Raw genomic sequence first — 26,362 nt, 5'->3', positions numbered from 1 at the left:
ATCTGGGCCGGACGCTCTGCATAGCTACTAAGCTGCCTAGAGGGTTCGGCCTTTTTATGGCATATAGGGTGCGGCCATTCAGCACCCTTATCAAGTGCCAGTTCTTTCCTTCTTATAACCGATGCACTAGGTAGCTTCTTGTCAAGCAATTTAAATTAGGTCGTAAGGATTGCTTCAACTTCAACTCGCGATCAGTCTTGCCTAAGTATCAATGACTATACGTAGATTTAGAAATTTGCATTTAGTAGTAAGAGCCCGTTTTGAGACCATGGCGTGATGAGCAACGGCAGGAGAGATGGTAGCTTCATGCTCTTCTGCCTTTTACTGCAAGAGTCTTTTATCTAAAACTTCTCCCGTGTACCACCTTCGTTTTTGTACTCTCGTTCTGGCCCTGCTGTCAACTGCTTGCCAAAAGGAAGCCGTCGCACCCACTCCGGTTCCAGCTACTCCTGCACTCCCCGAGCACCTTACGCTGGGAAATCCAAGTGGGGCCACCGCCAACGAAGCGCAGCCTACTAATTACTTGCTGTTAAAACCGCAGTACGCCGTTTCTTACCACCGGGACCAAGGCAAGCCCAATTGGGTGAGCTGGCACCTGAGCACTACCTGGCTGGGCGCGGCAGCCCGCCAAGATGATTTCAGGGCGGACACGGACCTTCCGTCAACGTGGTACAAGCCCAGCGCGACCAGCTACACGGGGTCGGGCTTTGACCGAGGCCACAACTGCCCCTCGGCAGACCGCACCAGTACCGTTGCGGATAACTCGGCCACGTTCCTCATGACGAACATGATGCCACAGGCCCCGCGCAATAACCAGCAAACCTGGGCCAACCTGGAGGACTACTGCCGCACCTTAGTGGGTAAAGGCAACGAGCTCTACATCATCTGCGGCTCCTACGGCCGCGGCGGTACCGGCTCCAATGGCTACGCCACCACTCTTGACCAGGGCCGCGTCACCGTGCCGGCCCGTTGCTGGAAGGTCGTGGTGGTTATGCCTGCTGGGAACGACGATGCGTCACGCATTAGCGGCACAACCCGGGTGATTGCCATTGATACGCCTAATGACAATTCGCTCAACACCGCATGGGGAACATACCGTACCACCGTTGACGCCATTGAAACAGCCACGGGCTACGATATTCTATCGGCCGTTCCAGTAGGCATCCAGCAGGTCATAGAGAGCAGTATCGACAATGGTCCCACCAGTTAAGCGCCGAACTAAGCTGCAATAGAACTGACCATTCAGGTAAAAGCGGGCTCCCAATGTCCGCTTTTTTTATTGGCCATCAATAGCCTCAATTCGCTCACACTCTATCAATTCCGTAATTTGAGTCCGCTATTAACATTAGTTACTAACACATTTGGATAAAAATCTACTAACATTATTAGCAATTGCATCGTTATTTGCGTGGCGTTTGCCTTCCCATCTTATTCCGATAGCTTATGTGTCGCGTTGATATTCTCCAGGTTGCCCGCGAACCCGTGTGGCTCATCGAGTGCGAAACCGCGATTCCCGCGGGCTTTCCTAGCCCCGCCGAGGATGAGCGCGGGGTGCCCATTGACTTGAACAAAATCCTGCTGCCACACCCCACCCACACCTACCTGGCCCGGGTGAACGGCACGAGCATGGATGGTCCGCCCTCGAACATCCCCGACGGGGCCTTGCTTGCCATCGACTGTGCCCTCAAGCCACAGCCCGGGCAGGTCATCGTGGCTGCGGTCGAAGGGGAGTTCACCGTGAAGCGCCTGGAAAAGCGCGGGGCTACCTACTGGCTCGTGCCCGACAATCCCACCTTCCCGGCCGTGGAGGTCCGGGGCAAAGAGCACGTGCAAGTGTGGGGCGTCGTGACCCACGTGGTGACGGAATTAATCAATGGCAAACTCCACGAACATGTTCGCGCTCGTCGATTGCAATAATTTCTATGTCAGCTGTGAACGAGCCTTTCAGCCCAGCTTGGAAGGCAAGCCCGTGGTGGTGTTGAGCAACAACGATGGCTGCATCGTGTCCCGCTCGGCGGAGGCGAAAGCGCTCGGCATCCCCATGGGGGAGCCCCTGTTTAAGATTCGACCTCTGGTGGAGCAGCACGGTGTGCAGGCGCTGTCTTCTAACTACGCTCTTTACGGCGACATGAGCGGGCGCGTAATGGGTTATTTAGCGTCCATGGCCCCGGAGCTGGAAGTCTACTCCATTGACGAAGCCTTTCTCAGCTTGCACGGCATGGCTCGCTGGCACGGGCCCTTGGATACGTACGCCCGACAGATTCGCTCCGAAGTCAGACGCCGTACCCACATTCCCACCTGCATTGGCTTGGCCCCGACCAAAACCCTGGCCAAGCTGGCAAACCGGGTGGCGAAAAAAGATCCCAGCCTGGGAGGGGTATTGCTGCTGGACTCCAACGAGCGGCGGCAGTGGGCCCTGGAGCGAGTGCCCGTGGAGGACGTGTGGGGAATAGGCCGGCAATACGCGACCAAACTCCATAGCATGGGCATTACCACGGCCGCGGGACTGGCCCGATGTTCCGAGGCCATTGCCCGCAAGCATTTGGGTGGAGTAGTGGGCGCCCGGTTGGTACGCGAACTGCAGGGCTACCCGTGTCACCAATTAAATCCCAGCGAAGATGGCAGCCTAGCCCGGCAGAGCATCGCTTGCACCCGAACGTTCGGAAGGCCCTTGGCGCAGTTTGAGGACGTGCTGGGCGCCGTGGCGGCCTTTGCCAGTCGGGCGGCGGAAAAGCTGCGGCGTCAAGGCTCTGCCGCCAGCTTGCTGACTGTCTTTCTCAGCCAGAACCGTTTCGGCAATGCCCCTCCGCCGCACACCCGCTCGGCACAGGTCACGCTGCCCGTTTCCACCAGTAACACCACGGAGCTGGTGCGCTTTGCCCGCGCCTTGTTGGGTCGGCTTTGGCAGCCGGGTACTGTTTACACGAAAGCAGGCGTGATTCTGGACGGTTTCGAGCAGGGGGGGCAGGAGCAATTAAGCTTATTCGCGCCAGATGGCGGGGAGCGTGTCGAACGCCTCATGCGGAAGCTCGATGCCCTCAATGCTCGTTACGGCATAGGGAGTGTACAGGTCGCCGCGGTGCTGGGCGCGCACCCGGGTAAAGCTCCATGGAAGGGCCAGCAACAGCGCCGTACCCCGGCCTATACCACGTGCTGGGATGAATTGTGGCAGGTTGGGTAAAGGGAAACCCTATTAAGGGCCGATTCAACGGTGTTGAACTCACTATTACGAAGGTATTAAGTTCGGGTACAACAACCTGGAACAGCTAATGGAGTTCGCAGACAACCAGAGCGAGGTTAATGAGATGGGGAAGGCTTTCGGAGTGCATGCCGTCAAAGTGGGGTAAGACCTAACCCTTAATGTGCGGACACAGTAGTTCGGAGCCTTTTCTTCATACTTTCACTTTCTAGTGCCAAAGCACTTAAATGGATATTTAAAACAATAGTAAAATACCTATGAGTCAAGGCAGCCAACCCAAATACCAAAATTTAAACGACTGCCTGAATCAGATTGAGGTTGGCTTACTCAAGATTGATGATTCGTCGATGCCGCACAATGATGAAGGCAGGTCATTGTCGCTTGATTTTTTAGAGCACAGAGAAAGGAATATAGAACTGGTGCGGCGTTTGAAAAAGAATTCAATGCTGTATGAGCTGAAGCGCTGGGGGGGAATAAGAAGGGACTCAGGCTATCCTGGGTACCATTATTCAATAGTAGACAAAAAGGGCGTGGAAAGATATACGGTGGTAGAAGAGTATCATTATCCTGAGGATTTGATTACGATGGAGGTTAAAGATTCCTATAATTGTACTAGAACAGCCGAAAAGGAGGACTTGGATTCACGAAATATTGTTAAAGAAAATTTTATTATTCAGAAGTTGGAAAAGGCCATTCGCCTTTTTTATGAAGATGAATTTGATGGCTTCGAGGTAACTACCGGTACTGTTTTCGGGCGTAACGGCAGAGACGAGATTAATTCTGTGTCATTTCCAACTGATAATATAATAGAGCTGTCTTATTCCTATGGCAGAAAGCATGGTTATTTTAAAATGACTGATTATGGTGCCACGGTTGTGGTGAGAATTCCGGAGTGGGAAGTCATTAGCAATACTATCACCTATGAAGAAACCTACAGCCTAGGCTAAACCTCGCACACGCATACCAAATCTGTCCCCAGTTGAGGCCGGACCCTTCAGTTAGCTTATGCTAGCTGGAAGGCCCGGCCTTCTCTGTGGAGCCCGTTTGCGTCCGTTAGAAAATGACGAAATATTGCACTTATAAAAGTTGATGGGTGCCGCAGTAGTGTCATGGCAACAGCGCTACTTCACATCATCAATCAACCAAATGACCCCAAACAAACATGATGAGCAAAAAAACCACCACCGCCAAAGTAGCTGCTGCCATCGAGAACGCACCTGAAGTTGAACAAAACGAAGTAGTTGATTTTGCATCGGAATCGAACCCAACCACGGAGGTACCGGTTGCCAGTGAGACGGTAGCCGAAGCCAAGAAGCGCGAGCGTAACTATTCGCAGTCCGCCATCAACACGGCCGACATCGAGCGCTTGACGCAGCTGAAGGTCTTCGTCAAGGAGAAGCTGAAGGTCAACGTGAGCAACCAGCGCATCATCAGCGCGGCCTTGGATTGTCTTGGCGAGCACGTCGAGTCCTTCCTGAAAGGCATCGCCGAAGACGCCAACAGCAAGCAGCGCGAGAAGGACCAAAAAGCCTTTGAAGCCCTACGCGCCAAGCTGGAGACGCCCACGGAGCCCGAAGCCTCCCACACCGAAGCCGCTTAATTTCTTTCACCGAAGCCCTCGCTGTTTGCGCAGCGAGGGTTTTTTATGTCCCAACCCCAATGACCATTTCCCTTTATAAGCCCACGGAAGAGCCCTTGCTGCTCACCCCCACCCAGTTCTCTGCAGACATCCATTGCAACGGCCAACTCCCCGTGGATCGCGTGGCCGAGCTCTTGGGCTGCGCTAAACTCTTGGTGGACGTGCTCGCCAGCGGCCCCGATTACGTCATGTACAGCGTCTTCGATTGCGAGGGCGAGATCAACCCCATCGCGATGGAAGTCTTCGAAGCGCTGACCGGCGAACCCTGCGAAGACGATCCCTTGCGCGGGCCCATCCTTTGCCTTTGCCTCTAACCCATTCACAACGAAGCCCATGCTGTTCGCGCAGCATGGGCTTCTTCACTTATCACCCCAATGACTACTGAAATGACGCTCCAAGATAATACGCCCCGCGTGTACATCGCTTCCCTCGCTGATTACAATGCGGGTCAATTGCTCGGCCGCTGGTTTGAGCTTGATGACTTCACCGACGCTGACGACTTGCTCCACGCCATTCAAGGGATGCTGACCATCTACGACGACACGTATGGGCCGCTGATAGGTACGAAACGAGAGGAATGGGCGATGCACGACGCCGAGCACCTGCCCAAGCGGTTCGTGAGCGAGTCACCTGATTTTGCCGCCATCTACGAGTACTTGGATGCCATCGCGGACATGGACGAGGACATCGCAACAGCCTACGAGCTGTTCGTGAACAACGGCGACGATCCCAGCCAATTCCGCGACCGGTACCTTGGGCGCTACGGCGACGGTTACGAGTACGACGACGAGCGCGTAGCCGCCGATTACGCCGAGCAAAGCTGGTTTGAGTACCACGACGAAAAGGAGATTCCGCCGAGCCTGAAGAACTACATCGATTGGCACAGCATGGGCCGCGACTTGGTGTTAGGCGGTGACGTTTGGATCAGTGACGGCTTCGTATTCCGCTCGTAGCTATAACACACTCAAAACAAAAAAAGACCCACCAGCTGCTGGTGGGTCTTTTTTGTTTATGCTTGGTCTTGCCTAGCTATCATCCTCAACGTAGCATGCAGCGTTGCCAAATAGTAGTTAAACATCCAACTGTACCAAATTTCGTTGTCGTAACGCTCTTTTTGTTTTCCGTTATTATGGCGGATAGCAAAATTGTTGGCAAGGTTGAACATGTCGCTTTCGTCCTTGTCAAAAAAGTGCTTAACCTGAGGACGTATAAATTCCAACGCGGCTGCCAAATCTCGTATAGCACCTAGCTTGTCTTCCGCGGTAGCGCGGTGTCGGCGGAATTTGCGGATGGCCGCCAGCATTGGACCCCGTACATTCTCAGGCGTAATCGCGGGGAATTCAGCCTCCAATAATGGCTTTAGGCCTTCGTCGGCCAACGACAATACTTCCCCGGTTTCCGATAATTCAAAGCCTTCGTCGTATGCCCCCAACACGCGGTTCATTCGCGCTCGGTAGCTTGCGCGGCCTTGGGCTTGGTCGAACTTATAATAATGCCAGCCGCAGTTATCGTAATCGTGGTAATTCCCACTCTTGGGCATTGATACGCGGTCATAGAGATATTCAACCACGTCGAAGAGGTCGTCTTCAGTCCACGATGCAATGGTGTCCTCAAAGGGCCATAAGTTGGTTTTGCGAAGCGCAACCAGTAAATCTATGTGCAGCTCTTTACCCGCAAGTCCGGGGACAAAGCCCCTATCAACGCACTGGTAGCCTAGGTGCTGTTGGAAGTAACCATCACGGTCAAAGTCGTTGTAGAAAGCCAAAAACCCTTGTTTCAATTCATCAAGGCTTAAGCCATTTTTGACTTTTCCTGCGCGCTGTGAATAATAAGGACGGTCCATGCGGGAACTAGGGTAGAAAGAACAAGCTCAGAAGCCGCGAAGTACGGTTACAAACGTTCATCGAACTAAATCCTACTGTCCATACTTAGCCGTGGAATAGAGTGCCGCAATAACTAAAAAAGAAAAGCCCTCTCATCTTACAAATGAGAGGGCTTCCTTTTGCCTCGGCGTCATGCAAACACTTCGTGGCGGGATAATAAAATAAGACGTCACCGTGTATGTAATGCCAGAAACTTTGACGGTGAACGTATCTTATATAGCGGATTTTAACAAAAGTTTTTTTATTCTTTTACACTTCCTAAAAGCAGCAAAACGGGCTCCTCTGTCGCGTCTGGATTCGCAAGGCAGCAGAATAGCTATCTGGGCAGTCCGGCCTCGTCTGGGGTCAGATTTGGATAGGGTATGCACAACTAAAGCTCTTTCAGCGTAGGCTCGTCCCTGCGCCTGCTGCCCTCCGGGCGGTTACGGGTCTCCGGGCCAAAGAAGGGGTAAGAGGGGAAAGAGCGGAAAGAAATTCAGGTACGGAAAGTGTTCTATAAAGGAGGGTATCTCCTCTCTCATCTCTCCTTCCTAACTCACCTGTCCTTACCGAAGACCCACGGCCCTCAAGGCCGTTGGGGCGGTACCGGGTTAGGTCGACTCTCACTTTTCTTTTCGGGTAACAACGTACTCCAGGCTGTTCACGACCGTGTTAAAGGTCTGGTCGGTGATGATGCCTTGCTGTAGAAACAACAGCAGGTCGCGCAGCATGGCGTTGCGGAAATTGAGTTGGCGGCGTTCGGATTTAGTCATGGGAAGGGGCTGCGTGGACGAAAGCGGAAAGAAAAAGGGGACGACGGCAAACTTTTACTTTGGCGGGGGATATAAGATCACGCATTACGCGTGGTGTATACAAAAGCCCCTGAACCGGTTAGCGCGGTTCAGGGGCTTTTACTGTTTAGGCGATGGTGATCCAGAGACTGCCTAGGGCGGTTTGAAACGATTCGGGGGTGATCAGGCCGAGGTTGCGCATCCGCACCAAGTCTATGGTCAACATGTTGCGAAATTGATACTCCTGGCGCTGGCGTTTGGTCATCTTCGTTTTCATGGTCGGGTCGTTCTTGGAATAATGATAAAACGAATATGATAGAGGATATTTTAAACATTCTATCATTTGACTACGGCCCGATACAAAGGGGTGTTGATGGCTGGTGTACAGCAGGTTGAAGTGGAATTAGCGGCCGATGCTGACTAGCAGGGAATTGAACTCTTCCAGGGTGTAGCAGACGCAATACACGTGTCCTAAACGCGCACAGGTCTCCCCGAATGCGACTTGTGAGTCCCGGAGGGTATTGCCCTTGATTTTGAATTCGACCCACGTAGCGGAGCCGTTTGGCCCCAGGATGCAGCAATCCGCCACGCCGGCCACCACGCCGCTTTTTACATGCCTGGCCCAGGTCGGGTGGGCCAACTCGACGGGAATGCTGAACATGAGCAGGTCGGGCCGTACACGCCGCAGGTAATCCACGCAAACCGCTTGCAGTTCGTATTCCGACCATTTCGATTCCGGGACGACCGCGTGGTTGGCCAGGCCCCGGGGGATGTTGACGACCTCGGCCGACACAAACTCTTCCAGCTCTTTGGAATAGACCGACTGCACCACCACGTTCTTGTGGTCGGGGTGCTTCAGGTCCAGGGCCGTTAAGGGCAGCAGCTCCACGTTCAGCCCCAGGTTATCTACTACGGCATAGGAGAGGGCCGCGTGGGCTTTGGCCGCGGCATCAAAAAGGGTATTCCAGACTTCTACTGTAAAAGTGACGTGGAACGGTTTGACGTTGGCAACTGCGGTAGTAATGAGCTGGGTTTGACCATTGGCGGTCAGCAGCACCCCGAAGCGATGGTTGGTAATCGTGGCGCCGGAAACGGTGCGGCGGAGCAGGGACGTGAGCTTTTTCTTATCGGCTGCAGGGACGGTGGGCAAAGTGAACGGTGGGCGGTGTTTACCTATTTATTATTTTCAGGAACAAGTAAAAGGTGGTAGGGTAGTACAGCGCTTGACCAAAACGGGGATGGCAAATGGCTGATTTAGCGCACGCCGTGAATACCCGACCTGCGCCGGCCGACTACTTAAGGAAAGGCTCTCTGTCACTGGAGGGCCTTTTTAGTAGCGGTTACTGGTCCGCCAGCTCTCCTTCGGTGGGGGTAGTAAGCTGGGTGACATTGGCAGGGGAGACCGGAGGGGCCGCGACCACGGGCTCCGACGGGGCGACCGCGGTGCCCTCCTGGAGCAGGGGAGCGCCCGTGCTGTCCGCTGTTTTCCGTTGCAGCCAGGCTTCGCCGATCCGCAGGCCCGCAATGCCAAAGGCCAGGCTCCAGGCCAGCACTGCCGGGTCCAGTCGGATGACTACGCCCATGAAATCACCAACGACGGCAGCGGTCGCGAAACAACAGCCCAGTACGAACACCACGGCCCGCATGACCGCGTTCGAGCTATACTTTTTCTTGTCGTTGGTTAAGACGTCTTCCCAAAACTTACTAGCATTCATGCCTACTTGTCGCGGCGTTCTTTTAGGAGGTAAAGCACCTCGTTGAACTGGGCCTTGCTCTCGGATTTCATTTCAGAAATCTTGGCGTCCATCGTCGTGATGAGGGCGTTCTGCACCTCCTGACGCGTCTTCACGCCGTTGATTTCCACCACCAGCGTGTCCACCTGGCTGACCTTGTGCTCCATCACGCGGAACCGCACGTCCATGGCGTCCATGTTCTTCTCGCGTTCCAGTTGGGCGGCCATGTGCTTATTGGTGTTGTTGTGAATCTCTTCTTCCATCTTTTTCAGCCGAGCCAATAGGTCGGCTTTTTCTTTGACCGTCGTGTCTTCCTGAAGCTTGTGAGCGGCCGTCTTTTTATCCAGGTGGATTTTGTACACGGTCAGAATCGCGCCGGTAAAGAGGGTAATCACCAGCCAGAGTTCTTTGAGCAATCCGGCCAGGATGGGGAATTGCATGGCCGTGGCCGTTGCAGTGGCGAGGAGTAGGGTAGGGAAGAGCAAGGGTGGAGCACCATCTTTTTGGCGGTAAGGCTATGGTATGTATTCACCGAAGCGGATTGAAAAAAGACGCTTGGCTGCCCGGAAACAGGGCGATATATAGCGGAAAGCCTTCTGTTATGAAGTTCCTCAAACGCCTCAGCCCTTTCTTCGTGCTGCTGCTCCTGCTACTGGTGCCGCCGCTTGTCGATTACCGCTTCACGGGTGGCTTTGGCCCGCTCACGTACACCTGCGAGAGCATCGGGGCCCTGGCCGTATTTGCCCTTATTATCCGTGGCATTGCCAACCAGGCCAAGGACAAGTAAAACAAAAGACCACTCCAATCGGAGTGGTCTTTTTTCAGCTTAAGCCAGGGACGTTTCCAGGTTGCCCGCGTCGCTGATGGTGAGTTTGTAGCGGGTGCCGTTGGGCGACTTCAGAATGAAGGACCCGGAGGCTTCGATGTTTCCCTCGACCTGCAACCGTTCCGTGGGGGCGCTGGGGCCGATGCCGACGTTGTAGGTATCCCCACCGGCCCCGCCCAGGCACATGACGCCGTTGGCCGTGGGAACGACGTTGTTGCCCAGGGCCACGGTGTTGTTGAGCACCGACCGGGGGCCGGCCATGTAGCCGAAGGCGATGTTGCGGATGCCGCTTATAAAACTGGTGCCCACGTAGCGGCCGATCAGCAGGTTGTCGTCGCCCGTGGTGTGATTGAGGCAGGCGTTCTGGCCGATGAAGATGCCCCCGGCCGGGTTGCTCTTGTACCCCGCCCCGGTGCCGATGAACACGCTGCCGAAGCCGCCCGTGGTGCCCGCGCCCGCGTTGTTGCCCAGGTTCGTGCAATAGCCGCCCGGGGTGTAGGCGCCCACGCCCAGGGCCACGCTGACCCCGGTGGGCTTGTCGTATTTCAGCGCCAGGCCGTTGGTGACCGCGTCCACGGAAGGGGCCGCCGTGGCGCTGGCCGGGCTCAGGCTGTTCTGTATGCTGCCCCCGCCGGTCACGAGCTGCGCGTTGCGCAGGTAGGTCACGTTTTGCGGGGAAGTGGGCGGGGTGAAGTTGGTGCAGTCAATCAGCGTCACCCCGGCATGGTTGGCGGTGAGCGTATTGCCCGAGCCGCCGTCAATGACGCAATTGGAGCCGGCGATGCTGTTGTTGCTGCCCGTGCCCAGGATGCGGGAATCGCTGGTGTACAGGCCGGAAATGCTGTTGTTGCTGCCCGTGCCGGAAATCAGGTTGCGCTGGCCCACGGGGGTCGCAATCACGTTGCCGCTGCCCGTGGAATGGAGGAAGCAGGTGGCGCCGCCCGATACGTCGTTGGTGTTGTTGGCGAGGCCCAGCACCAGCGTGCCGCTGCCGCCGCTGCCGGTCTTGAGGTAAGCGCTGGAAAGCGTGCCGTCGCCCTGTACGGCCAGCCCGGCGCCGATTTTCACCACGCCGGTTTTGGCAGTGGTGGCGATCGGCAGGCTCCCTGCCGGTTCGGCGGGCGTGGTGACGGTCAAGGCCGGGAGGCTGTAGCTCTCATTGGCTTGGAGGTTCTTCATGAAGAAGGCGGGGGTTCTTTTTTGAGGGTACTGCTGCGGCTTAAAAGAAGCAGAAGAAGGCCCCGGTGTTTTTCACGTTGTAATTGACCGTGATGGCGATGTTGCGCACCCCGATGATGACCTTGGCCGTGTTGCTGGCGCCGGTGTTGGGCTGAACGTAGAGGTAATAATTCATGACCGTGGCCGGGTCGGTGTAGAGGCCGGTGGGCGTCCACGTGTTGGACGCCGTCGTGAGGAAGGTGGCGTTGGCGGCTGCCAGACCGGTGACGTTGCTGAAGCCCTGCAAGGAGGTCAAGCCATCGGCCGAAATGGCGCTGGCCCCCACGGAAGAGGAAGCCCCGGTGGTGTAGGTCGGTACGTGGTACTGGAACGTCAGGGTGACGCTGGTCATCGTGGCCCCGGCCGGCACCCCCAAGGACACGTGGTCGGTGGTGAGCTTGAAGAAGGTGGTGCCGTTGGTCAGTGCCCGGCCCGAGCGTTGCACGCCGGGGTTGGTGCCGTCCACGACCTGGGTGATGCCGGTGCTGCTGTTGCTGACGAAAACCCAGGGCGCGATGGCCGTGGTCCCGACAAAATGGTTACTGGTAATACTGGGCATAAGGAGCGATTACAGGTTTTGGGTGATGGCCACGCAGTCCCAGAACCCCGTGCCGGCGTTCCAGGTGAAGCCGTAATAATCCGTCTTGCTGAGGGCCTGGGTCATGGCCGGGGCGGTGCCGCCGGGGAAGCGGAAGGCCGACGACCACGTGACCGAATACAGGGACCCCGCGCCTTGCTGGGCGATGCGGAAGATGACCTTCTGGCCGTCGTTCTTGAACGTAGTGTTGTCGTTGATCAGGATGCTGCCCGCCAGCAAGTAGCCGAACTGGTCCTGGTTGTCCATCGAGGCCGTCAGGGTGCCCGAAACGCCCACGTAATTGGTGCGGGGCAGGACCCGGTACACCCCGATGGTGCCGTCGGGGTTGGCGATGAGGTTCTGCCCGATCTTGACGCCGCCGAGCGTGTCCGGGGTGGCCAACGGTAAGGTGTAGGCCGTGCCCCCGGTGCCGTTGGTGGCCAGAGTGCCGTCGGGCTGAACGAGGAGGCCGTTGCCCACTTTGATGCCGCCCAGGGTGGTCGTGGTGGCCGGGACAATGGATCCTCCCGAAGCGTTCAGCGTGCCGTCCGCGGCGACGGTCAAATTGGTGCCGGGCTTGATGGCGCCCAGGCTCGTGGTCGTGGCGATGGGCAGCAAGGACGCATAAATCTGGGCGCTGGCGTCCAATTGGGGAATGCCCCCGGCCACGTTCTTCATCAGGTTGATGCGCCCGTCCGCGGCCGTATTGAAGTCCGTAACCTGGGAAGCCGTGTGGGTGTGGCCCACGTCGGATTTGTTGGCCAAGCTGGCAATGGCGTCGTCGGCTTTCTTCTCCAATTTGCCCAGGGCCAACGGGGTGGTGTCCGTGGTGGCGATGGCCGTCTGGGTGGCTGCCTTCGAATACGTGCCCAGGGTCACGGCGCGAATCGTGGCCGTGATGTTGGTGATGAAGTTGGTCACCTTGTTCCAGGCCGCCAGCATGGTGTCGGCGGCCACGGGGGTGCCGCTCGTGGTGGTCACCAGTCCGGTCAGTGCCGTGTTGAGCACGCGGGTCGTGGTGAAGTACTGGTTGGTGCCTTCGCCGATGGCCGTGGTGGTCGTGGTCGGACCCAGCTTGCCGTTGAACGTAGTCCAGTCGGCCGAGGTCAGGTAACCCGAGACCGTGCCGGAGGCCGCCGATAAAGCGTTCTGCTTGCCGTTAAAAGTCGTCCAGTCCGTCGAGGTCAAGTAGCCGTTGGTGGTGCCGTTGGCGGCCGCCAGCGTGTTTTGCTTGCTGTTGAACGTCGTCCAGTCCGTGTTGCTCAGGTAGCCCGACGCCGTGGTGGTGGCCACGGGCAGCGAGAAGACCCCGGTGCCGGTGTTGTAGGTGAGGGCACTGCCCGCCGTTGCCGAAACCGAAGCGCGGGCGCGGGCATCCGTGTAGTACTTGTTCGTGGTGCCTTCAGTCAGCGCATCGGTGTTGACGATGGCGTTCTGCTTGTTGTTGAAGGTATTCCAGTTGGCCGACGTCAGGTAGCCCGAGACCGTGCCGGAAGCGGCGGGCATCGTGTTGCTGATGATGGTGCTGCCCGGGGTCGTGGTGGTGTCCAAGCCGATGTTGGTTCCGGCAGCTACCGTGGTCAGGCCGTTGAGCTTGTTCTTCTCTGCCGTCGTGTAGTCGTTGGTGGACAGGCCCATGCCCGCTACCTTGTCCACTTTGGTGGTCAGGGCGTTGGTGTTGCTGGTGATCTGGTTTTGTAGGCCGGTGTCCTGGGCATCGACATAGCTCTTGTCGGCTTTGGTAGCCAAGCCGTTGGTGTTGCTCGTGATTTGGTTTTGGAGCGCCGAATCCTGGCTGTCCACATACGTCTTGTCGGCTTTGGCAGCCAGACCGGCGTTCACGGCGTCCACGCTCGGCGGCACGGTGGCGCTGGCCGGAGACAATCCATTCTGCGCGGCTTCGCCACCGGTGCCACCGGCATAGGTGACACTGCCTTTCTTGTAGTTGCGCACCCATACCAGCGTACCCAGGTCGCCGGGCATGTACTCGTAGTCGTAGGTCTGGTACGTGAAGCGCATGCCGCTCACCGAGCCGGTAACGGCCGTGGTCAACTCGTTGGAATCGTTGAACGTGCCCTGCACCACGGCTTCGCGGAGGGCCTGCGACACGTTGTAGACATCCACTGCGGCGGTGTTTTGCAACGCAGTGAGCTGGCTTTGCAGGGCCGCGTCGGCGGTGTCCACGTAGCTCTTGGTTACGTCGGCGTTAGTGAGGCCCGCCAGCTTGGTCTTTTCTGCGGTGGTATAATCGTTCGTGCTGAGGCCTTTTCCGGCCACGGCATCCACTTTCAGGGCGAGGCCCGCCGTGGTCGCGTCGACGGAAGGCGCCAGCGAGGTACTGGCCGGGGTCAAGGCGTTCTGTACTTTGCCAACGGTGGAAGGCTTGCTGCCGCCCTGGTAGGAGCCGACCCAGTTGGTGGACGCGCTGCTGCGGTGCACCAGCATCAGGGTTTCCCCGGGGCTCAGGAGCGCCGTGCTCACGCTGGTGTTGTTCACCAAAATGGTGTTGGGGGCCGTCGTGGCAATGGTCAAATCGCCCGTGCCGATGTTTTCCACCCAAAAGGTCTGGTAGGTCGAACCCGATAGCTGCGGCAAGGTGAGCGTGTGCCCGCCCGTGCCGGTGTACATCTGGTGCTGGCCCGTGTTGTCGTGGGTCTTCGAGGCGTTGAAGTCCGTGGTGCGCAAGTCCATGCGGCCGCTCATGCGCAGCGTGTTGCCCGAGTTCAACCACAAGGTGGCCGATCCGCTCAGGTTGAGGTCACCGCTGAAGGTCTTGCTGCCCGTGAGGGTTTCGGTGCCCGCCAGGTGAACCACGGCGTTGTCGGCCGCCTTGGCGTTGATGTTCGTTTGCAAGGTGGCGGTGGCGGCATCGACGTACGCCTTGTTCACGTCGGCGTTGGCCAACCCGGCCAGTTTGATCTTTTCCGTCGTCGTGTAATCCTCGGTGCTGAGCTGCTTGCCCGCCACCTTGTCCACCTTGCCGCTCAAGCCACCGGTCACCGCGTCCACGGTGGGAGCGAGGGTGGTGCTGGCGGGCGTCAGGCTGTTCTGGTTAGCAGGCGCATTGTTCAGCCCAGCCAGCTTGGTCTGCTCGGCGGTGGTGTAATCGTTCGTGGACAGCCCTTTTCCGGCTATTTTATCCACTTTCAGCGCCAGGCCGGTGTTTACGGCGTCCACGGTCGGGGATACCGTTGCCGAAGCCGGGGCCAAGCTGTTTTGATTGGGCACGTCGCTCACCAGCCCGGCCAGCTTGGCTTTCTCCGCGCTGGTGTAGTCCTCGGTGCTGAGTTGCTTGCCGGTCACCTTGTCCACTTTCAGCACGTTTTGGCTGTCCACGTACGTCTTATCCGCCTTGGGTACCAGGGCGTCGGCCGTGGCCTTGATGCTGGGAACGCTGGTGGTGCTGTTGCTGCCCAGGGTCTGCTCGACCACGGTCGCGGGGCCGCTGCCACCGCCGAGTTGCAGCCAGTACACGTTGGTCGCGGTGGGCGCCGCGGTGCTGTTGGCGATGTTCTGCTTGGCGATGTACACGTTGCCCGCGTTGGTCACGAACTGGCCCTTTACATAACTACCGGGCACGTAGTCCGGGGCCGTGCTGACCAGCGCGTTCAGGCGGTTGTTCAGCTCGGTGTAGTGCGCCTGCTCAGTAGTCGTGAGGGCGTCGAGGGCATTCTCTGTGCCCAGGACACGGGCGGTCAGGGCGGTGTCGTCGTAGCTTACGCCGCCACCGCTGTTAAGCGGCTGCCAGTAGTCCAGATCCGGGAAGTTGTCGTAGGTGCCGGCCTGGTTGACGAAATCGCCGATCACCAGGTCCTGCTTGGCGCGGTACTGCGTGCCGTTGAACACCACCACCTGGTCCTTCTTGTAGGAACCGGGCAGGAAGTCGCGGACAACCGACGTGGCGCCCGCGTTGATCTCCTGCCAGTTGGCATCGGTGTTCAAGCCGGTCGGTGCCGGAATCTGGGAAGGGGTGAACGTGGCTTTCACCAGCTCCTGCTTGGCCGTGAACAGGCGCAACTGGCCGTTGAGGGTGTACTTGACGGTGGCGTCCTGCGCGTACGAGAAGGCAAAGGGGCTGAAGTCCACGATGCCCTGCACCTGCGCGTCGATGGAGCCCACGGGCACCCACTTGGCGCCGATCTTCTGGCCGGTGAAATCGCCGTCGCGCCACACCTGCAAGGGGGCGCCGGGGGTGCCGTCGTAGACCAGGAGGTATTCGGTCGAGGGGTGGGGGAACTCCACGCGGCAGGTGGTGAACAGGCACAAAAAGTCCGGGTTCAGGCCCACCAGGGTCTCGTCGCCCGGGGAATAGTTGACCGCGGTCGCATCGTAGCAGCGGGCCGTCTTGATGGCCACTTTGGCGTTGTTGCCGCCGGGCAGGTTGTTGGCCACGGTCTGCACCACCGTCGGGAAGGATACCTTGAAGCTCTGGTCCGTGCCGCTGCCGGATTCGACCTCGAAGATTTTGTTGATTAGGTCCGCCTCCTGCGTCAGCGCCAGGAGGTCTTTGATACGGTACTTGTTCAGCGATACGGGCATGGAAAAGGGGGCTGTTGTCCCTTATATATCCCGCCCCAATAGCGCAGAAAGGCACGGTCCACCGAAGCGAACCGTGCCTTTTATCTGGATCCGGCCAGCCGGTTAGGGCTGGGCCGTGCGAAAGCCTTCCGCGCCGTTTACTACGCTGATGCGGTAGCCCAACCGGCCGTTTTTGTAGCCGATACGGGCATCGTCCGGGACGTCGGGCTGGGCGTTGCCGTAGTAGCCATCGCCGAGCTTGCGCACCGTGATGCGGGCCGTGCCCATCCGCTCGTTCTTGAAGCAGCTCAGCACCAAAAACTTGCCTTCCAGGTCTTCGGGCATGTCCAGCATCAGGCCGATGCGCAGGAAGTGGATACCAGGACCGGCCACTTCGCCGGTTACCTCGCTGGAAGGCACCGAGCGTAGGGCCATGCGGTCCTGGGCCGCGTTGTCCAGCAGGGGCGCCGTGTTGGGATAGCCGGGGCGCTTCCAGGCCGTGGTGGCCGTGAAGTCTGCGAGCGAAACGGCGTGGCGCCAGGCGTACACGTCCATTTTCTTTGGCGCCATGGCTTTGCTGTTGAAGGCGGGCAGCAAGGGCAGGTCGGCATGGGCCAGCTCGACGTCGTCCAGTCGGATGCCGGTGGTGATGCCTTCGTTGTTCTCAACTTCCACGAAATCCTGCTTCACGTCGCTCCAGTCTACCAACCCTGGCTGGATGGCCAGGGCCACGTAGCTCACGCTCAGGGTGCTGGCCAGGCTGGCCACATCGGTCGCCACGGGCTTGATCAGGCGTACCCGCACCGATGTACCGGGCAGGCCCATTGGCAGGTTCAGGGTGTGCTTCTTCCACTTGTCCTTGCTGGAAATCAGTACAGGCAGCAAAGGACCCACGGGAGCCCCGTCGCAGACCACCTGGAAGTTCAGGGTCGCCGTCAGCTCGGCCGGGTTCTGGGTCGTGGGCGTGAGCTGGGCCTTGAACTCGACTACCATGCCGTCCTCATCCTGGCCCTCGAGGTGAGGGGCAGCCGGTGACAACAGGTAATTGCTTGGGCTCAGGGTAGTCGAGTAACCGGCAAACTGTACCGCATACTCTTTAGCCTTTTCGCCCTTGGCGCGTGTTACCCCCGGCGTGCCCTGGGTGCTCCAGTACAGGGGGCGGGTGTTGGCGGCGTCCCACTCCGCAAACTCGCCGTTGCGCAGTAGGTTGGCTTCGAGCTTGAGGTCAATCGTGGCTTTCAGAATCTGGGCCGCGGCCACCGTGGTACGGCTTTGGGTGCTGTTAATCCAGTACAGCTCGCGGGGTCCGGTGGCGTCCTGATCCGGGAGGATGCGCAGGGGCGGCATTGTGGTATCCATGCCCGTTAACAACGTACCAGCCGGGGAGAAGACCCGCGTGGCAAACACGTCGTGCACCTCGTTGAGGGCGATGATGCGCCAGGATCCATCGGCCTGAAACAGCTGGGCGTTGAACACGCGCAGGATGGCATCAAGTACCGTGCGGCAGTCAATGATGTCCTCGTCCTTAATGACTTCGCCGTCCTTTTGGTCGTAGGTGCTGCGGTTCACGTAGGCCTCCAGGTATGGATCGCCGTTGGCCGTCATCAACTCGTCGCGCAGGTTGTTGCCGCAGTAGAGGGGTAGGTTGACGTCGCAGAAGCTCAGGCACTTCAGCAGGATGCTGAGCATGCTTGTGCGGCCCACCTGGCGCTCGCGGCGGTGGTTGATGAACTTGGTGTTCTTGAGCTGGCCCAGGCCGTCGGTGGCCGTGAGGGTTACGGTCTGACCGGGACTTAAAAGGGCCTCCTGGTAGGTGGTGGCGTCGATGTAGCCGCGGAAGTGTAGCTTGCCGCCGCGGTAGTAGTCGATGCGGTGGTTACGGTCATCCTTCAGAATGGTGTCCACGAACTGCTGGGCCACTTCCGTGCGCACGTTGAATTGCAGGTTCGCACCCACTGCTTCGGGCAGGTAACCGGCCGGGTCGCCGCCGTGGTCCCAGGACAGGATTACGGGCGTATCGGTGCCGCACACGTCGGTTACGGGGCCGGTCCAGTCGCGCTCAAAGAACTGAATCTCCAGCGGCTCGGCATCGACGTCGTCAAAGGTGAGTTTCCAGCGCGCCTGGTAGCGGTCCTCGATGTCGAATTCCACGCTGGCGTAGCGGTTGTTGGCGTCGGTGATGTCCACCGCGTAGCGCCCGGGCGATAAGCGTTCGTAAATGCCCGTGGTGTTGTCCTGCACGTAGCCGGTGCGCACGCCGTTGCGCAAATGGTACTGGATGGGCATACTCGGGCTGGTGGCCAGGATGGCCACGCTGCCGTTCTCGGCCCCGCGCTCGTCGATGTCGTTCTTGATGACGTCAAGCACCACCAGGTCGCCGAGCTGGGTTTCCACACCGGGCGTGGTGTCGTCAAACAGCACGAAGTCGAACCCGTCCACGCGCTGGAAGTCGGTGCTGGTGGGCACGTACATCAGCTGCTGGGGATTAAACAGGTGGTAGCGCACGGTGCGCGCCAGGGTGCCGATGGTGTACTGGTCGATGGCTTGTTGTTCGGGGATGGCGTAGTAAAACGTGTCGTAGTTGTTCACCTTTTCCCAGAGGTCGGGGCGGGTGGGCGGCGCGTCCATGAGGTGGTTGGTGAAGTACTTGCTCTCGATGCGCTTCTTGGCGCGGTAGAAGCTGTCCCAGCCGTAGCGGGTCACGCTGTTTTCCTCGTAGTACCACCAGCCGCCCGAGGTAGCGGGGGTGCGGTAGCCGGTGAAGTAGGGCTCGGACACGGGCACCCCGGCAAAGCCTGCCCCAGTGGTGTAGTAAATGGTGCCCCCGTAAAAGGTGCCCACGTTTTCCCACTCGGCGGTGCTCTGCCCGTAGCGGTTGGGCGCGGGCACGGCGTTGGTGGGCGGGAAGTCGGCGGGCTTCAGGTCCCGCGTGGCGCGGAAGAACGCCTGCTGCCAGTTAGTGCTCACGCCCTGGTTGGAGTACCAGACGATGTCGCCCTTTTGGTAGGTGGCTTGCTGGTAAAAATTAGGGTAGGTGATGGGTACGCCAGTGACCTGGTAAGGCACCTTGGTGGCCTTGCTCCAGGCCCAGCCTTGAAGCTGGAAGGGCGTGCCCTTGGCGAAGCCGTTACCCGTCAGCTCGTACTTAAACCAGTCATAGTGCTGGCCGCTGCCGGTGCCCGGGGCGCTGCCGACCGCGACCACAACCGGGGCAGTGGTGAAGCGGCAGTTGTTGTTGTCCTGGATGGCAAAGGCATAAGTGCCCGGGGCCACGTTGTCGTAGTTGACAATGTAGGTGGCCGGGGTGATGCCAGGAGCGCTGTACAGGGTATTGGTGGTAGGGCTGCCGAGTGTGGCGTTGTACACCACAATCGGGGGATAGGTGGTGGTGACGTCGAGGCGAATCTTGCCGTCGGTGCTGGTGGGGGTCGTGGTGGGCGTGGCCGACACGTAAGGGCTGTTCAGGTCGCAGGTGAAGTCACAGGCCGAGTCGGCTACTTCCTCGGTGCTTTGCCAGTTCAGGAACTGGATGTCGATGAACTTGATGATGCGGCGCACGCCTGCTCCGTTGCTATCCAGGGTGCAGAAGCTCTCGAGCTGGGTGCCCGCGGGCATGGTGAACACGCTGCACGAAATGGCGGGCTCGGTGACCGTGGTAATGGGGTCGAGACCGCGTGCCAGCAGGCCGGTGGTGTAGTAAATCGACGTCTTGGAGTACGAGTTGTCCGGCTGGAGGTCGCAGGTCGTCTTGATGAGGGTTTTCGCCATAAACTGTGGGGGTTGTGGCTTATATATCCCCGGCCGAAGGCAATGAAAAAGGCCCTCTCGGGTAGGAGAGAGCCTTGTTCTGAAGCATAAAGCGTATTAGCGGTTTTGCGTGAGGCGGTAGTTATCTACCCGCATGACCGAGCGCAAAGCAGCGCCTTCGGCCCGCAACTCTACCGGGGCAAAAGTGACGGTGATGTTCACGTTCTGCTTGTCCTTGCTGGACGTACCAGATCCAGGGGTCGCCGACGCCGACGTTTGGGGTGTGCTGGCCTTGCTGCTGCTGGGTGCGGCTGCCGAACCAATGGCACTCATGATGGTGCCGCCCAAGTAGAGGGCACCACCGGCTGCCAGCTCCAGGCCACCGGCCGTGACCATTGCGGGGTTGGCCGTAGCCAGGCCCATCGCGACGTGACCAGCGCCGAGCAACAGGAGTTGCTTACCGAAGTCCTTCATGAAGTTGCCCACGATGCCGAGGGTCTTCGAGAAGATGCTGGCCAGTCCATCCGTGAGGGACATCTGACCGGTAATGATGCCGCCAATGCCGCCAAGGATGACGGTGGCGATTTCACCGAGTGATTCACTCGCCTGCTGGGCCGCTCCGGCGTAGACGTCGGTCAAATCCAGCTGGCCTTTTAAGCCCGCCACCGCGTCCTGGGCCTGCTTGATACGTACATCATCAGCACCGTCCTTTTGAAGGTCGTGGACAGCGTCCTGGGCCTTGCGAATTCGTTCTTCCAGCTCGTCCTGGGCCTTGCCGCTGGCCAAGTCCTTAAAATTGGTGCTGGCCTTGCTGCCCGTGCCGCCGTTGAGCGATTCGAGCAAATCGTCCGTATCCGCGTCACGCTTGGCCTGGGCGGCGGCTTTGCGGGCCTTCTCCAGTTCAGCGGTCAGTTCCTTCGCGTGCTGGCGCTCGGCCAACAGGAACTCGTCGTTTTCCCCGGCACCTGCTTTTTGCAGGGACTCCACGCCGTTGAGCGAAGCACGAAGCTGGGATTCCAGCACCTTTACCCGCTCTTTCGCATCGTCGGCCGTCATGCCCAGGGCCAGGATGGCTTCGCCGTTGGCCTTGATGGTGGCTTCGGTGTTCTCGAAGATGCCTTTCAGTTTCGCGGTTTCCTGGAAGCGCTCGCTGGCAATGGTGAGCAGCTGATACTCTTCCATCGCCTTTTTGAACTTGGGCGAATCCTCCACCTTGCCGGTCTTATCCAGCTGAATCAGCTTGTCGAGGTAGGTTTTGTACACCTGGGCCTTTGCGGCACCCACGTCGAAGGTCTCGCCCTGAATCTTGTACTCCAGGTTCATCTGACGCAGGCCGTCGCGGAACGCCTCGTTGGCGCGGGCCAGCTCGGAAATCTCTTTTGCCTTCTTTTTGGCGTCGGACTTGGAGCCTACGCCCAACTCGTCAATGGCCTTGATTTGCTTGTCAATGGAGGCCACATCGAGGTTGATTTCCGCAATGCGGGCATCGCCTTTCCTGGTGATGCTGGCCTTGAGGGCCGCAATCTCCTGCAGCAGCACTTTTTTAGTATCCGGGTTGAGCCGGACGTCCAAAAGCTGGGTTTCCCTTTTGGTAATCTCCTTGGTGATTTTCGACACTTCGGCCTTGTTGGTCACGGTGCTGCCGGTGGCTTTGCGGTCCACCAAATCACGCTCGGCCAGCAACGCTTTCTTGCGTTCCTCCAGGCCCTCGCGGGTCAGCTTGTTCTCTACTTCTTTCTTCTGGTTGAGCGCATCCTGGCTCTTGTTGAGCTTTTGAGCGTAGCCTTCGCGCACCACAAAGTTGTCGTCCAGGCTCTGCTGGGTAATGCCCAGGCGCTTGGCCATGTCGTTGCGCTTTTGCAGCTCCTCTTCCAGGATGGTGCCCAGGGTGGCTTGCTGCTTGCGGTAAGCCGCTTCTTCCTCCTGGCCCACTTTAATCAGTGCCGGCTTGGTGCCGTTGGCGCCGCCCGTGTAAAAACCACCAAACTTCTTGATTTGGTTGAGGCGGTCCACGTAAAACTTCACTGCGTCGGCCGCCTCGCGCACCTTCTTGTTTTGCTCGGGCAGGGCCGCGATGGCGTCGTCCACCACCACTTGCTGCTTGGCTTTTTGCAGGGCAACCAGCTTGGTTCGGCTCAACTCAATGGCGTTGCCGTATTTGTCAAACGCCGTGGCGGCACCCGGCAGGAGCGCGGCCAGCTGCTTGACGGTCCCGGCCAGGGTCTCTTGCTCGGCAGATGTGAGCTTGCTCTTGGCCGTCAGGTCGTCGTAGGTCTTCAGCAAGGGCGTTAGCTGGGCGTCCAGGTCGTCGGCCGCCTTCGCGCTCTTGTTGAATTTGTCTTCTACCGTTTCGTAGGTCGCGATGAAGTACACTGCGGCCGCTGTAACCGCGGCAATGGCGATTCCAACTGGACCCAAACTGGTAACTAACAGTTTTCCAACCGATGCGAAGGCTTCAAAGCCTTTGATGGCAATCGGCAGTGCCTGTCCCAATGCCCCAACCGTCAGCAATACGGGACCGGTGGCCGCCGCTACACCACCCAATCCCAGGATGGTCTTCTGCGTGGCCGGGTCGAGCTGGCTGAACGAATCGGCCATGCCCGTGAGGGTGTTGCCCAGGCGCTCGGCGACGCTTTCCAGGTTGAACGACTTGTTGAGGGAATCCCCCAGCTTGGCCAGGGCAATGGTGCCCGAATCGCTCAGGTTTTCCAGCGCGTTCTTGATGCCGCCGGTTACTTTCGGGAGCTTGGCCAGCTCCCCGGTCAGGTCAGTTATGAAGTCCTGGGCGCTCTTGCCTTGCTTTTGCAGGGAAGCCGAAATGGCTTCGGAATCGACGGTGCCGTAGAGGCGCTGCAAAGCACTGGCCGCGGCAGGTGCTGCTTCAATAATGGGACGCAGGTCCTGGGCCAGTAGCTTTCCCTTAGCGCTCAATTGCGCCAGCTGCACGGTTACCCGGTCCAGCTCGTTCTTGCCGCCGCCCGTGGTGGCAATCGCGTTGCCAAAGGCCATGAGCGCCTTGCGGGCCTCCTCGGCGCTGAAGCCCACGGCCTGCAAGCGGATGGAGCCCTGTTCGGCTTCCTTGATGCCCAGACCCGGGAGCTTCGCCACTTCCTGGAGCTTCTTGAGTTCCAGGCCTACGTCGCCCGCGCCTTTATAGACCGCGGCAAAGCCCTTCTCGAGGGCCTGCAAGTCACCGGCTGTTTTAATGGCGGCACCGGCCAGCAAACTCAGTGGCAGGGTGACGTATTTGCTCAGACTTTCGCCCGTTTCCTTCGCGTAGCTGCTGAGGCGGCCCAGGCCTTTTTCGGCCTGCTTGATGCCGTATTCGAAGTCGTCAATCTTGCAATCAATCGCAACCTTTAGGTATTCTAAATCCACACATTGTCATGCGATTTTTATATCCGACCCTTGGCTTTCATTTCTTCAAAAAAGGCCAGGTCAGCGGCTAGCTTGGCTTTGGCTTCGCCCTCCAGGTCGTCGGTCGGCAGGGTGATGTATTTCCGGTAGTCCACCGGCTTCTCATTCATGTTGTTGTACACCTCGCAGGCAATGCGGCGGGTCCGGTCCCACTCATGCCATTGCCGCTGGTTGTAGCCGTTGACGCGGCGTTGGTACTCGTTCCACGTCATGAGCCAGAAGTCTTCTGCGCGTATCCCAACCTCACCACAGGCATAATCCAAAAGAGCGCACCAGGTGCCAGCGTAGTCGTCTGGTTCTGGTGCGCTCTGGTCGGTTGTTGTGGTGACTACGCAGCCTACTTTTTTGGCGTATCGCGGCGCATTTCCGCCATGACGACGAATAGTTTGGCTACCTCGTCGGGGCTGGCCATGTCGGCCCAGAAGGTTACCTTGACGGGCGTGAAATCAATCGGCTCGTCGTGGAAGGTGGCATAGGCTACCAATGCCGAATACAGCAAATCGCACACGAACTGGTTGTTGGCCATGCTGTTCGTGAAGTTGAACTTGTTCAGCTCCTCAAAGTAGTCGTCCAGCTTAATGCCGCGGGTATCGCAAAACACCTTGGACTGGTACGTGCCGATGTGGAAGCCGCGGTCTTTGCCACCAATGGTCATGGTGCCAAAGCCTCTCTCTTTAATCTCCATTAGATAAATACAGGGGGTTATTTATCCGTGAGGATTAGGCGCCAAGCAGCAAGGGCTCAGCACCTACGAGGTTGGCCGTCCAGGTAACAGCACCGGAACCCTCGGGAACCGAGATGTCCACGTTGCTCAGGTAAGCCTTCGAGGAGAAGATGAAACCATCCACGCCGCCCAGCTCATACTCCACGTCCACGAGGGTCTTCTCGCGCAGGGAGGTGTACATCTCACGCAGGGTCACGTTCGAAGCGACTTCGGCGGTAGGGAACGTGCGCACGATGGCGGTCAGCGAACCGTCCCACGACTCCATGCCGGGCACCTGCTTCTTGAAACCGCCCGTAGCGGAGCAGACGACGCCGGTCATTTCGACTTTGGTCGAGAACGACGCGCTCTGGGCGCAGCCAAAGACCTTGTCGTTGATTTTGATTACAACATTCGTTGCGAGGATTTCACTAGCCATGTGTGCTATTCATCTCTATTTTTTTCTTGATAGACTCTCATCTTCAAGGTTATATATCTCAGCACTTCGACCGAGTTTTGGGTAAAGCGGCTGAGTTTCCGGGTCTGGGAAACCTGGATGGGGTGCATCTGGAAGCCGTCGGTCAGCGGGAGGTACTGGTCATCCAATGCGGCCATGATTTGGCCCTGGATGTCGAGACCGGGGAGGTCCGAAACCTGTCCGGCCACCTCGAAAGCCGTCAGCACGGTAAGCTGAAACACGCTTTCCCAGTGCTTGCAGGCCACATTGCCATTCAGGGGCACCGTGGATATTTGGTCAAGCACCACGTAAGGCGCGCCAGCAGTTGGGGGCACGTTGGCGTACACCGAAACCGGGTTGCCGTTGAAGGTCAGGCCCGCGGTGCTCAGGGTCCCGTAGAGGGCTTTTTGGAGGACTAAATCGACACTTGGCACGCGTTAGAATCTGAATTTTAGGGCCTCCTTGAGGTTGGCCAGGAACGCGGCCTTGTTCTTGTGGTAGGCCGGGTAGAGGAAGGGCTGCGGCTTGTTGCGGCCGTTGCCGAATTCCACCCATTTGGCGTAGTTGACGCTCACCGTGACGCTGCCCGCGAGCCGCCCACTCAGGTTGGCGTGGATGGAGCCACGAAGCAGGCCGGTATCGACCGGGGCCAGGTCCTTGGCATCAGACTCAATCTGGAGCAAAGAGGCCGCCACGGTCTGCTGTACCCGCTTGGAAGCGCCCGTGGCGTACACCCGGAGCTTGCCCAGGAAGCTTTCGGCGCCCTCGAGCTTAACTGTCACACTCAACGCCGTAGAGGTAGATTTCTGTGGTCCGCTCGTTGCTCACGATACTGGTGACGCTGATGTGCTTGCCGTTGCACTCCATGCGGGTGCTGTTGCTCAGGCTGCTGGCGTAGCGGATGGTCACCTTGTAAGGCTGGCGAGGGACGATTTTGCCGCTGATAAGGTCTTCCTTGGCCGGTAGGGCCTGGACTCTTGCCCAAAGGGTGAGGCTGGTTTCGGGGCCTGCGGGCAACTGACCCCCGGCACCGTCGGAGACCGTAGCACCCGGGGTGTAGAAAGTGACCCGCTCGCGGTATTTTCCTGCGTTACTCAAGGCTACGAATTGATGATTTTGTAGGGCGCCAGCAGGCTTTTGAAGCCGATGCTCAGTTCCTGGTTACCAATAGAGGTGCTGTGCTCGCGGTTCTCGTAGAGGTCAGCCGCGATCTTGGCAATGGCCACTTTCACGGAAGCGGGCACGTCGCTGGGGTCGATGGTGACCTGGTAGCGCACGGTGTAAGTGGGCAGGTTGTCGTAGTCGATGGGGTAGTCGCGGTTGACGATGATGCCCTTCTGGTATTCCACCCAGTACCAGTAAGCCTGCGCCACTTGTTCGGCGCTGGTGTAGTAGCCGGTAACGGAAAGGATGTCTTCGGCCGGAATGGTGCTGGACACGTTCACCGGGAAGGTCTTCTCGGCCACCTTGCTCACGAAATGGCGGTTGCAGTAGGCTTCGGCCTTCTCCCGGGCGGCGGCGATGAACAGCTCAAGCACCGCGTCTTCGATGTCATTCGAGAGGCGGGCGTAGGTTTTGAAAAAGGCGAGGGTAACGGGTTCCATGCCTTATATACCCCGTTTCAGCAGCAACCTTTTGGGCAGTAAAAAGCCCCGCACCTTAATGGGTGTGGGGCTTT

At 58.6% G+C, this 26,362-nt stretch carries 26 protein-coding genes; 8 read left to right on the top strand and 18 right to left on the bottom strand.

The features are described 5' to 3' along the window. Window positions 1-355: 355 nt before the first annotated feature. The 7 genes from AUC43_RS15420 to AUC43_RS15390 all read left to right on the top strand — a co-directional run bounded on the left by AUC43_RS15420 (window position 356) and on the right by AUC43_RS15390 (window position 5,791). Complete coding sequence (locus tag AUC43_RS15420; protein WP_068195590.1) at window positions 356-1,210, top strand: DNA/RNA non-specific endonuclease; 855 nt, start codon at window positions 356-358, stop codon at window positions 1,208-1,210. A 233-nt stretch (window positions 1,211-1,443) separates the two neighbouring features. Then, a complete protein-coding gene (locus AUC43_RS15415; protein ID WP_068195587.1) occupies window positions 1,444-1,917 on the top strand; it encodes a LexA family protein in 474 nt (157 codons plus the stop codon). Further along, a complete protein-coding gene (locus AUC43_RS15410) occupies window positions 1,874-3,181 on the top strand; it encodes a Y-family DNA polymerase (protein WP_233254024.1) in 1,308 nt (435 codons plus the stop codon). The genes AUC43_RS15415 and AUC43_RS15410 overlap by 44 nt, the downstream gene beginning before the upstream one ends. A gap of 275 nt (window positions 3,182-3,456) precedes the next feature. Further along, a complete protein-coding gene (locus AUC43_RS15405; protein ID WP_068195581.1) occupies window positions 3,457-4,146 on the top strand; it encodes a hypothetical protein in 690 nt (229 codons plus the stop codon). Between the two features lie 215 nt (window positions 4,147-4,361). Continuing rightward, window positions 4,362-4,799, top strand: a complete 438-nt coding sequence (locus AUC43_RS15400) for a hypothetical protein (protein WP_068195578.1) — start codon at window positions 4,362-4,364, stop codon at window positions 4,797-4,799. A gap of 59 nt (window positions 4,800-4,858) precedes the next feature. After that, the gene (locus tag AUC43_RS15395) at window positions 4,859-5,152 is read left to right on the top strand and encodes a hypothetical protein (protein ID WP_068195576.1); all 294 of its coding nucleotides are present in this window, start codon (window positions 4,859-4,861) and stop codon (window positions 5,150-5,152) included. Between the two features lie 72 nt (window positions 5,153-5,224). Further along, entirely contained in the window at window positions 5,225-5,791 is a 567-nt protein-coding gene (locus AUC43_RS15390; protein ID WP_068195570.1) for an antirestriction protein ArdA, read from the top strand. Between the two features lie 56 nt (window positions 5,792-5,847). On the opposite strand, the gene AUC43_RS15385 is transcribed toward AUC43_RS15390, so the two are convergent. The 6 genes from AUC43_RS15385 to AUC43_RS15370 form a co-directional block, all read right to left on the bottom strand. Then, entirely contained in the window at window positions 5,848-6,681 is an 834-nt protein-coding gene (locus AUC43_RS15385; RefSeq protein WP_068195567.1) for a hypothetical protein, read from the bottom strand. A 642-nt stretch (window positions 6,682-7,323) separates the two neighbouring features. Next, window positions 7,324-7,473: a hypothetical protein gene (locus AUC43_RS21055; RefSeq protein ID WP_157781117.1), complete on the bottom strand. Its 150-nt coding sequence runs from the start codon at window positions 7,471-7,473 to the stop codon at window positions 7,324-7,326. Between the two features lie 145 nt (window positions 7,474-7,618). Then, window positions 7,619-7,768, bottom strand: a complete 150-nt coding sequence (locus AUC43_RS21050; RefSeq protein WP_157781116.1) for a hypothetical protein — start codon at window positions 7,766-7,768, stop codon at window positions 7,619-7,621. Window positions 7,769-7,894: 126 nt separating this feature from the next. After that, window positions 7,895-8,641, bottom strand: coding sequence for a VRR-NUC domain-containing protein (locus AUC43_RS15380; protein ID WP_068195564.1), 747 nt, complete (start codon window positions 8,639-8,641; stop codon window positions 7,895-7,897). A 190-nt stretch (window positions 8,642-8,831) separates the two neighbouring features. Further along, window positions 8,832-9,206: a hypothetical protein gene (locus AUC43_RS15375; protein WP_068195562.1), complete on the bottom strand. Its 375-nt coding sequence runs from the start codon at window positions 9,204-9,206 to the stop codon at window positions 8,832-8,834. A 2-nt stretch (window positions 9,207-9,208) separates the two neighbouring features. Further along, window positions 9,209-9,709 (bottom strand): hypothetical protein, encoded by a 501-nt coding sequence (locus tag AUC43_RS15370; protein ID WP_199243459.1) that lies wholly within the window; start codon window positions 9,707-9,709, stop codon window positions 9,209-9,211. Between the two features lie 116 nt (window positions 9,710-9,825). Between AUC43_RS15370 and AUC43_RS15365 the strand changes: the two genes are divergently transcribed. Further along, entirely contained in the window at window positions 9,826-10,011 is a 186-nt protein-coding gene (locus AUC43_RS15365; protein ID WP_068195556.1) for a hypothetical protein, read from the top strand. Between the two features lie 39 nt (window positions 10,012-10,050). Here AUC43_RS15365 and AUC43_RS15360 read toward each other — a convergent pair whose 3' ends face one another. The 12 genes from AUC43_RS15360 to AUC43_RS15305 form a co-directional block, all read right to left on the bottom strand. Then, window positions 10,051-11,229 carry a hypothetical protein gene (locus AUC43_RS15360; RefSeq protein ID WP_068195553.1) on the bottom strand — a complete coding sequence of 393 codons (1,179 nt, stop codon included), beginning with the start codon at window positions 11,227-11,229 and terminating at the stop codon, window positions 10,051-10,053. 40 nt (window positions 11,230-11,269) lie between these two features. After that, a complete protein-coding gene (locus AUC43_RS15355; RefSeq protein ID WP_068195549.1) occupies window positions 11,270-11,827 on the bottom strand; it encodes a hypothetical protein in 558 nt (185 codons plus the stop codon). A gap of 9 nt (window positions 11,828-11,836) precedes the next feature. Next, window positions 11,837-16,384, bottom strand: a complete 4,548-nt coding sequence (locus AUC43_RS15350) for a beta strand repeat-containing protein (RefSeq protein WP_068195546.1) — start codon at window positions 16,382-16,384, stop codon at window positions 11,837-11,839. A gap of 102 nt (window positions 16,385-16,486) precedes the next feature. After that, window positions 16,487-20,131: a hypothetical protein gene (locus AUC43_RS15345; protein WP_068195544.1), complete on the bottom strand. Its 3,645-nt coding sequence runs from the start codon at window positions 20,129-20,131 to the stop codon at window positions 16,487-16,489. 96 nt (window positions 20,132-20,227) lie between these two features. After that, on the bottom strand, window positions 20,228-23,488 hold the full coding sequence (locus AUC43_RS15340; protein ID WP_068195542.1) for a tape measure protein: 3,261 nt from the start codon (window positions 23,486-23,488) through the stop codon (window positions 20,228-20,230). Window positions 23,489-23,505: 17 nt separating this feature from the next. Next, window positions 23,506-23,739 (bottom strand): hypothetical protein, encoded by a 234-nt coding sequence (locus AUC43_RS15335; protein WP_068195540.1) that lies wholly within the window; start codon window positions 23,737-23,739, stop codon window positions 23,506-23,508. A gap of 125 nt (window positions 23,740-23,864) precedes the next feature. After that, the gene (locus tag AUC43_RS15330; RefSeq protein ID WP_068195537.1) at window positions 23,865-24,212 is read right to left on the bottom strand and encodes a hypothetical protein; all 348 of its coding nucleotides are present in this window, start codon (window positions 24,210-24,212) and stop codon (window positions 23,865-23,867) included. 34 nt (window positions 24,213-24,246) lie between these two features. Continuing rightward, window positions 24,247-24,666 (bottom strand): hypothetical protein, encoded by a 420-nt coding sequence (locus tag AUC43_RS15325; protein ID WP_068195534.1) that lies wholly within the window; start codon window positions 24,664-24,666, stop codon window positions 24,247-24,249. A 5-nt stretch (window positions 24,667-24,671) separates the two neighbouring features. Beyond that, a complete protein-coding gene (gene gp17 / locus AUC43_RS15320) occupies window positions 24,672-25,118 on the bottom strand; it encodes a tail completion protein gp17 (RefSeq protein WP_068195530.1) in 447 nt (148 codons plus the stop codon). Window positions 25,119-25,121: 3 nt separating this feature from the next. Next, entirely contained in the window at window positions 25,122-25,466 is a 345-nt protein-coding gene (locus tag AUC43_RS15315) for an HK97-gp10 family putative phage morphogenesis protein (RefSeq protein WP_068195527.1), read from the bottom strand. Continuing rightward, window positions 25,456-25,782, bottom strand: coding sequence for a phage head closure protein (locus tag AUC43_RS15310; RefSeq protein WP_068195524.1), 327 nt, complete (start codon window positions 25,780-25,782; stop codon window positions 25,456-25,458). The genes AUC43_RS15315 and AUC43_RS15310 overlap by 11 nt, the downstream gene beginning before the upstream one ends. Before the next feature lie 2 nt (window positions 25,783-25,784). Continuing rightward, window positions 25,785-26,288 carry a head-tail connector protein gene (locus AUC43_RS15305; RefSeq protein ID WP_068195518.1) on the bottom strand — a complete coding sequence of 168 codons (504 nt, stop codon included), beginning with the start codon at window positions 26,286-26,288 and terminating at the stop codon, window positions 25,785-25,787. Window positions 26,289-26,362: the final 74 nt, after the last annotated feature.

The organism is Hymenobacter sedentarius (assembly GCF_001507645.1).
GTDB lineage: Bacteria > Bacteroidota > Bacteroidia > Cytophagales > Hymenobacteraceae > Hymenobacter > Hymenobacter sedentarius.
This window is presented reverse-complemented; position numbering and strand designations above follow the sequence as displayed.

Excerpts from the sequence above, each read along its gene's own strand:
- AUC43_RS15415 (WP_068195587.1), top strand. The coding sequence starts at position 1,444 with ATGTGTCGCGTTGATATTCTCCAGGTTGCCCGCGAACCCGTGTGGCTC.
- AUC43_RS15410 (WP_233254024.1), top strand. The coding sequence starts at position 1,874 with ATGGCAAACTCCACGAACATGTTCGCGCTCGTCGATTGCAATAATTTC.
- AUC43_RS15405 (WP_068195581.1), top strand. The coding sequence starts at position 3,457 with ATGAGTCAAGGCAGCCAACCCAAATACCAAAATTTAAACGACTGCCTG.
- AUC43_RS15400 (WP_068195578.1), top strand. The coding sequence starts at position 4,362 with ATGATGAGCAAAAAAACCACCACCGCCAAAGTAGCTGCTGCCATCGAG.
- AUC43_RS15395 (WP_068195576.1), top strand. The coding sequence starts at position 4,859 with ATGACCATTTCCCTTTATAAGCCCACGGAAGAGCCCTTGCTGCTCACC.
- AUC43_RS15390 (WP_068195570.1), top strand. The coding sequence starts at position 5,225 with ATGACGCTCCAAGATAATACGCCCCGCGTGTACATCGCTTCCCTCGCT.
- AUC43_RS15385 (WP_068195567.1), bottom strand. The coding sequence starts at position 6,681 with ATGGACCGTCCTTATTATTCACAGCGCGCAGGAAAAGTCAAAAATGGC.
- AUC43_RS21055 (WP_157781117.1), bottom strand. The coding sequence starts at position 7,473 with ATGACTAAATCCGAACGCCGCCAACTCAATTTCCGCAACGCCATGCTG.
- AUC43_RS21050 (WP_157781116.1), bottom strand. The coding sequence starts at position 7,768 with ATGAAAACGAAGATGACCAAACGCCAGCGCCAGGAGTATCAATTTCGC.
- AUC43_RS15375 (WP_068195562.1), bottom strand. The coding sequence starts at position 9,206 with ATGAATGCTAGTAAGTTTTGGGAAGACGTCTTAACCAACGACAAGAAA.
- AUC43_RS15365 (WP_068195556.1), top strand. The coding sequence starts at position 9,826 with ATGAAGTTCCTCAAACGCCTCAGCCCTTTCTTCGTGCTGCTGCTCCTG.
- AUC43_RS15360 (WP_068195553.1), bottom strand. The coding sequence starts at position 11,229 with ATGAAGAACCTCCAAGCCAATGAGAGCTACAGCCTCCCGGCCTTGACC.
- AUC43_RS15355 (WP_068195549.1), bottom strand. The coding sequence starts at position 11,827 with ATGCCCAGTATTACCAGTAACCATTTTGTCGGGACCACGGCCATCGCG.
- AUC43_RS15350 (WP_068195546.1), bottom strand. The coding sequence starts at position 16,384 with ATGCCCGTATCGCTGAACAAGTACCGTATCAAAGACCTCCTGGCGCTG.
- AUC43_RS15345 (WP_068195544.1), bottom strand. The coding sequence starts at position 20,131 with ATGGCGAAAACCCTCATCAAGACGACCTGCGACCTCCAGCCGGACAAC.
- AUC43_RS15335 (WP_068195540.1), bottom strand. The coding sequence starts at position 23,739 with ATGACGTGGAACGAGTACCAACGCCGCGTCAACGGCTACAACCAGCGG.
- AUC43_RS15330 (WP_068195537.1), bottom strand. The coding sequence starts at position 24,212 with ATGGAGATTAAAGAGAGAGGCTTTGGCACCATGACCATTGGTGGCAAA.
- AUC43_RS15325 (WP_068195534.1), bottom strand. The coding sequence starts at position 24,666 with ATGGCTAGTGAAATCCTCGCAACGAATGTTGTAATCAAAATCAACGAC.
- AUC43_RS15305 (WP_068195518.1), bottom strand. The coding sequence starts at position 26,288 with ATGGAACCCGTTACCCTCGCCTTTTTCAAAACCTACGCCCGCCTCTCG.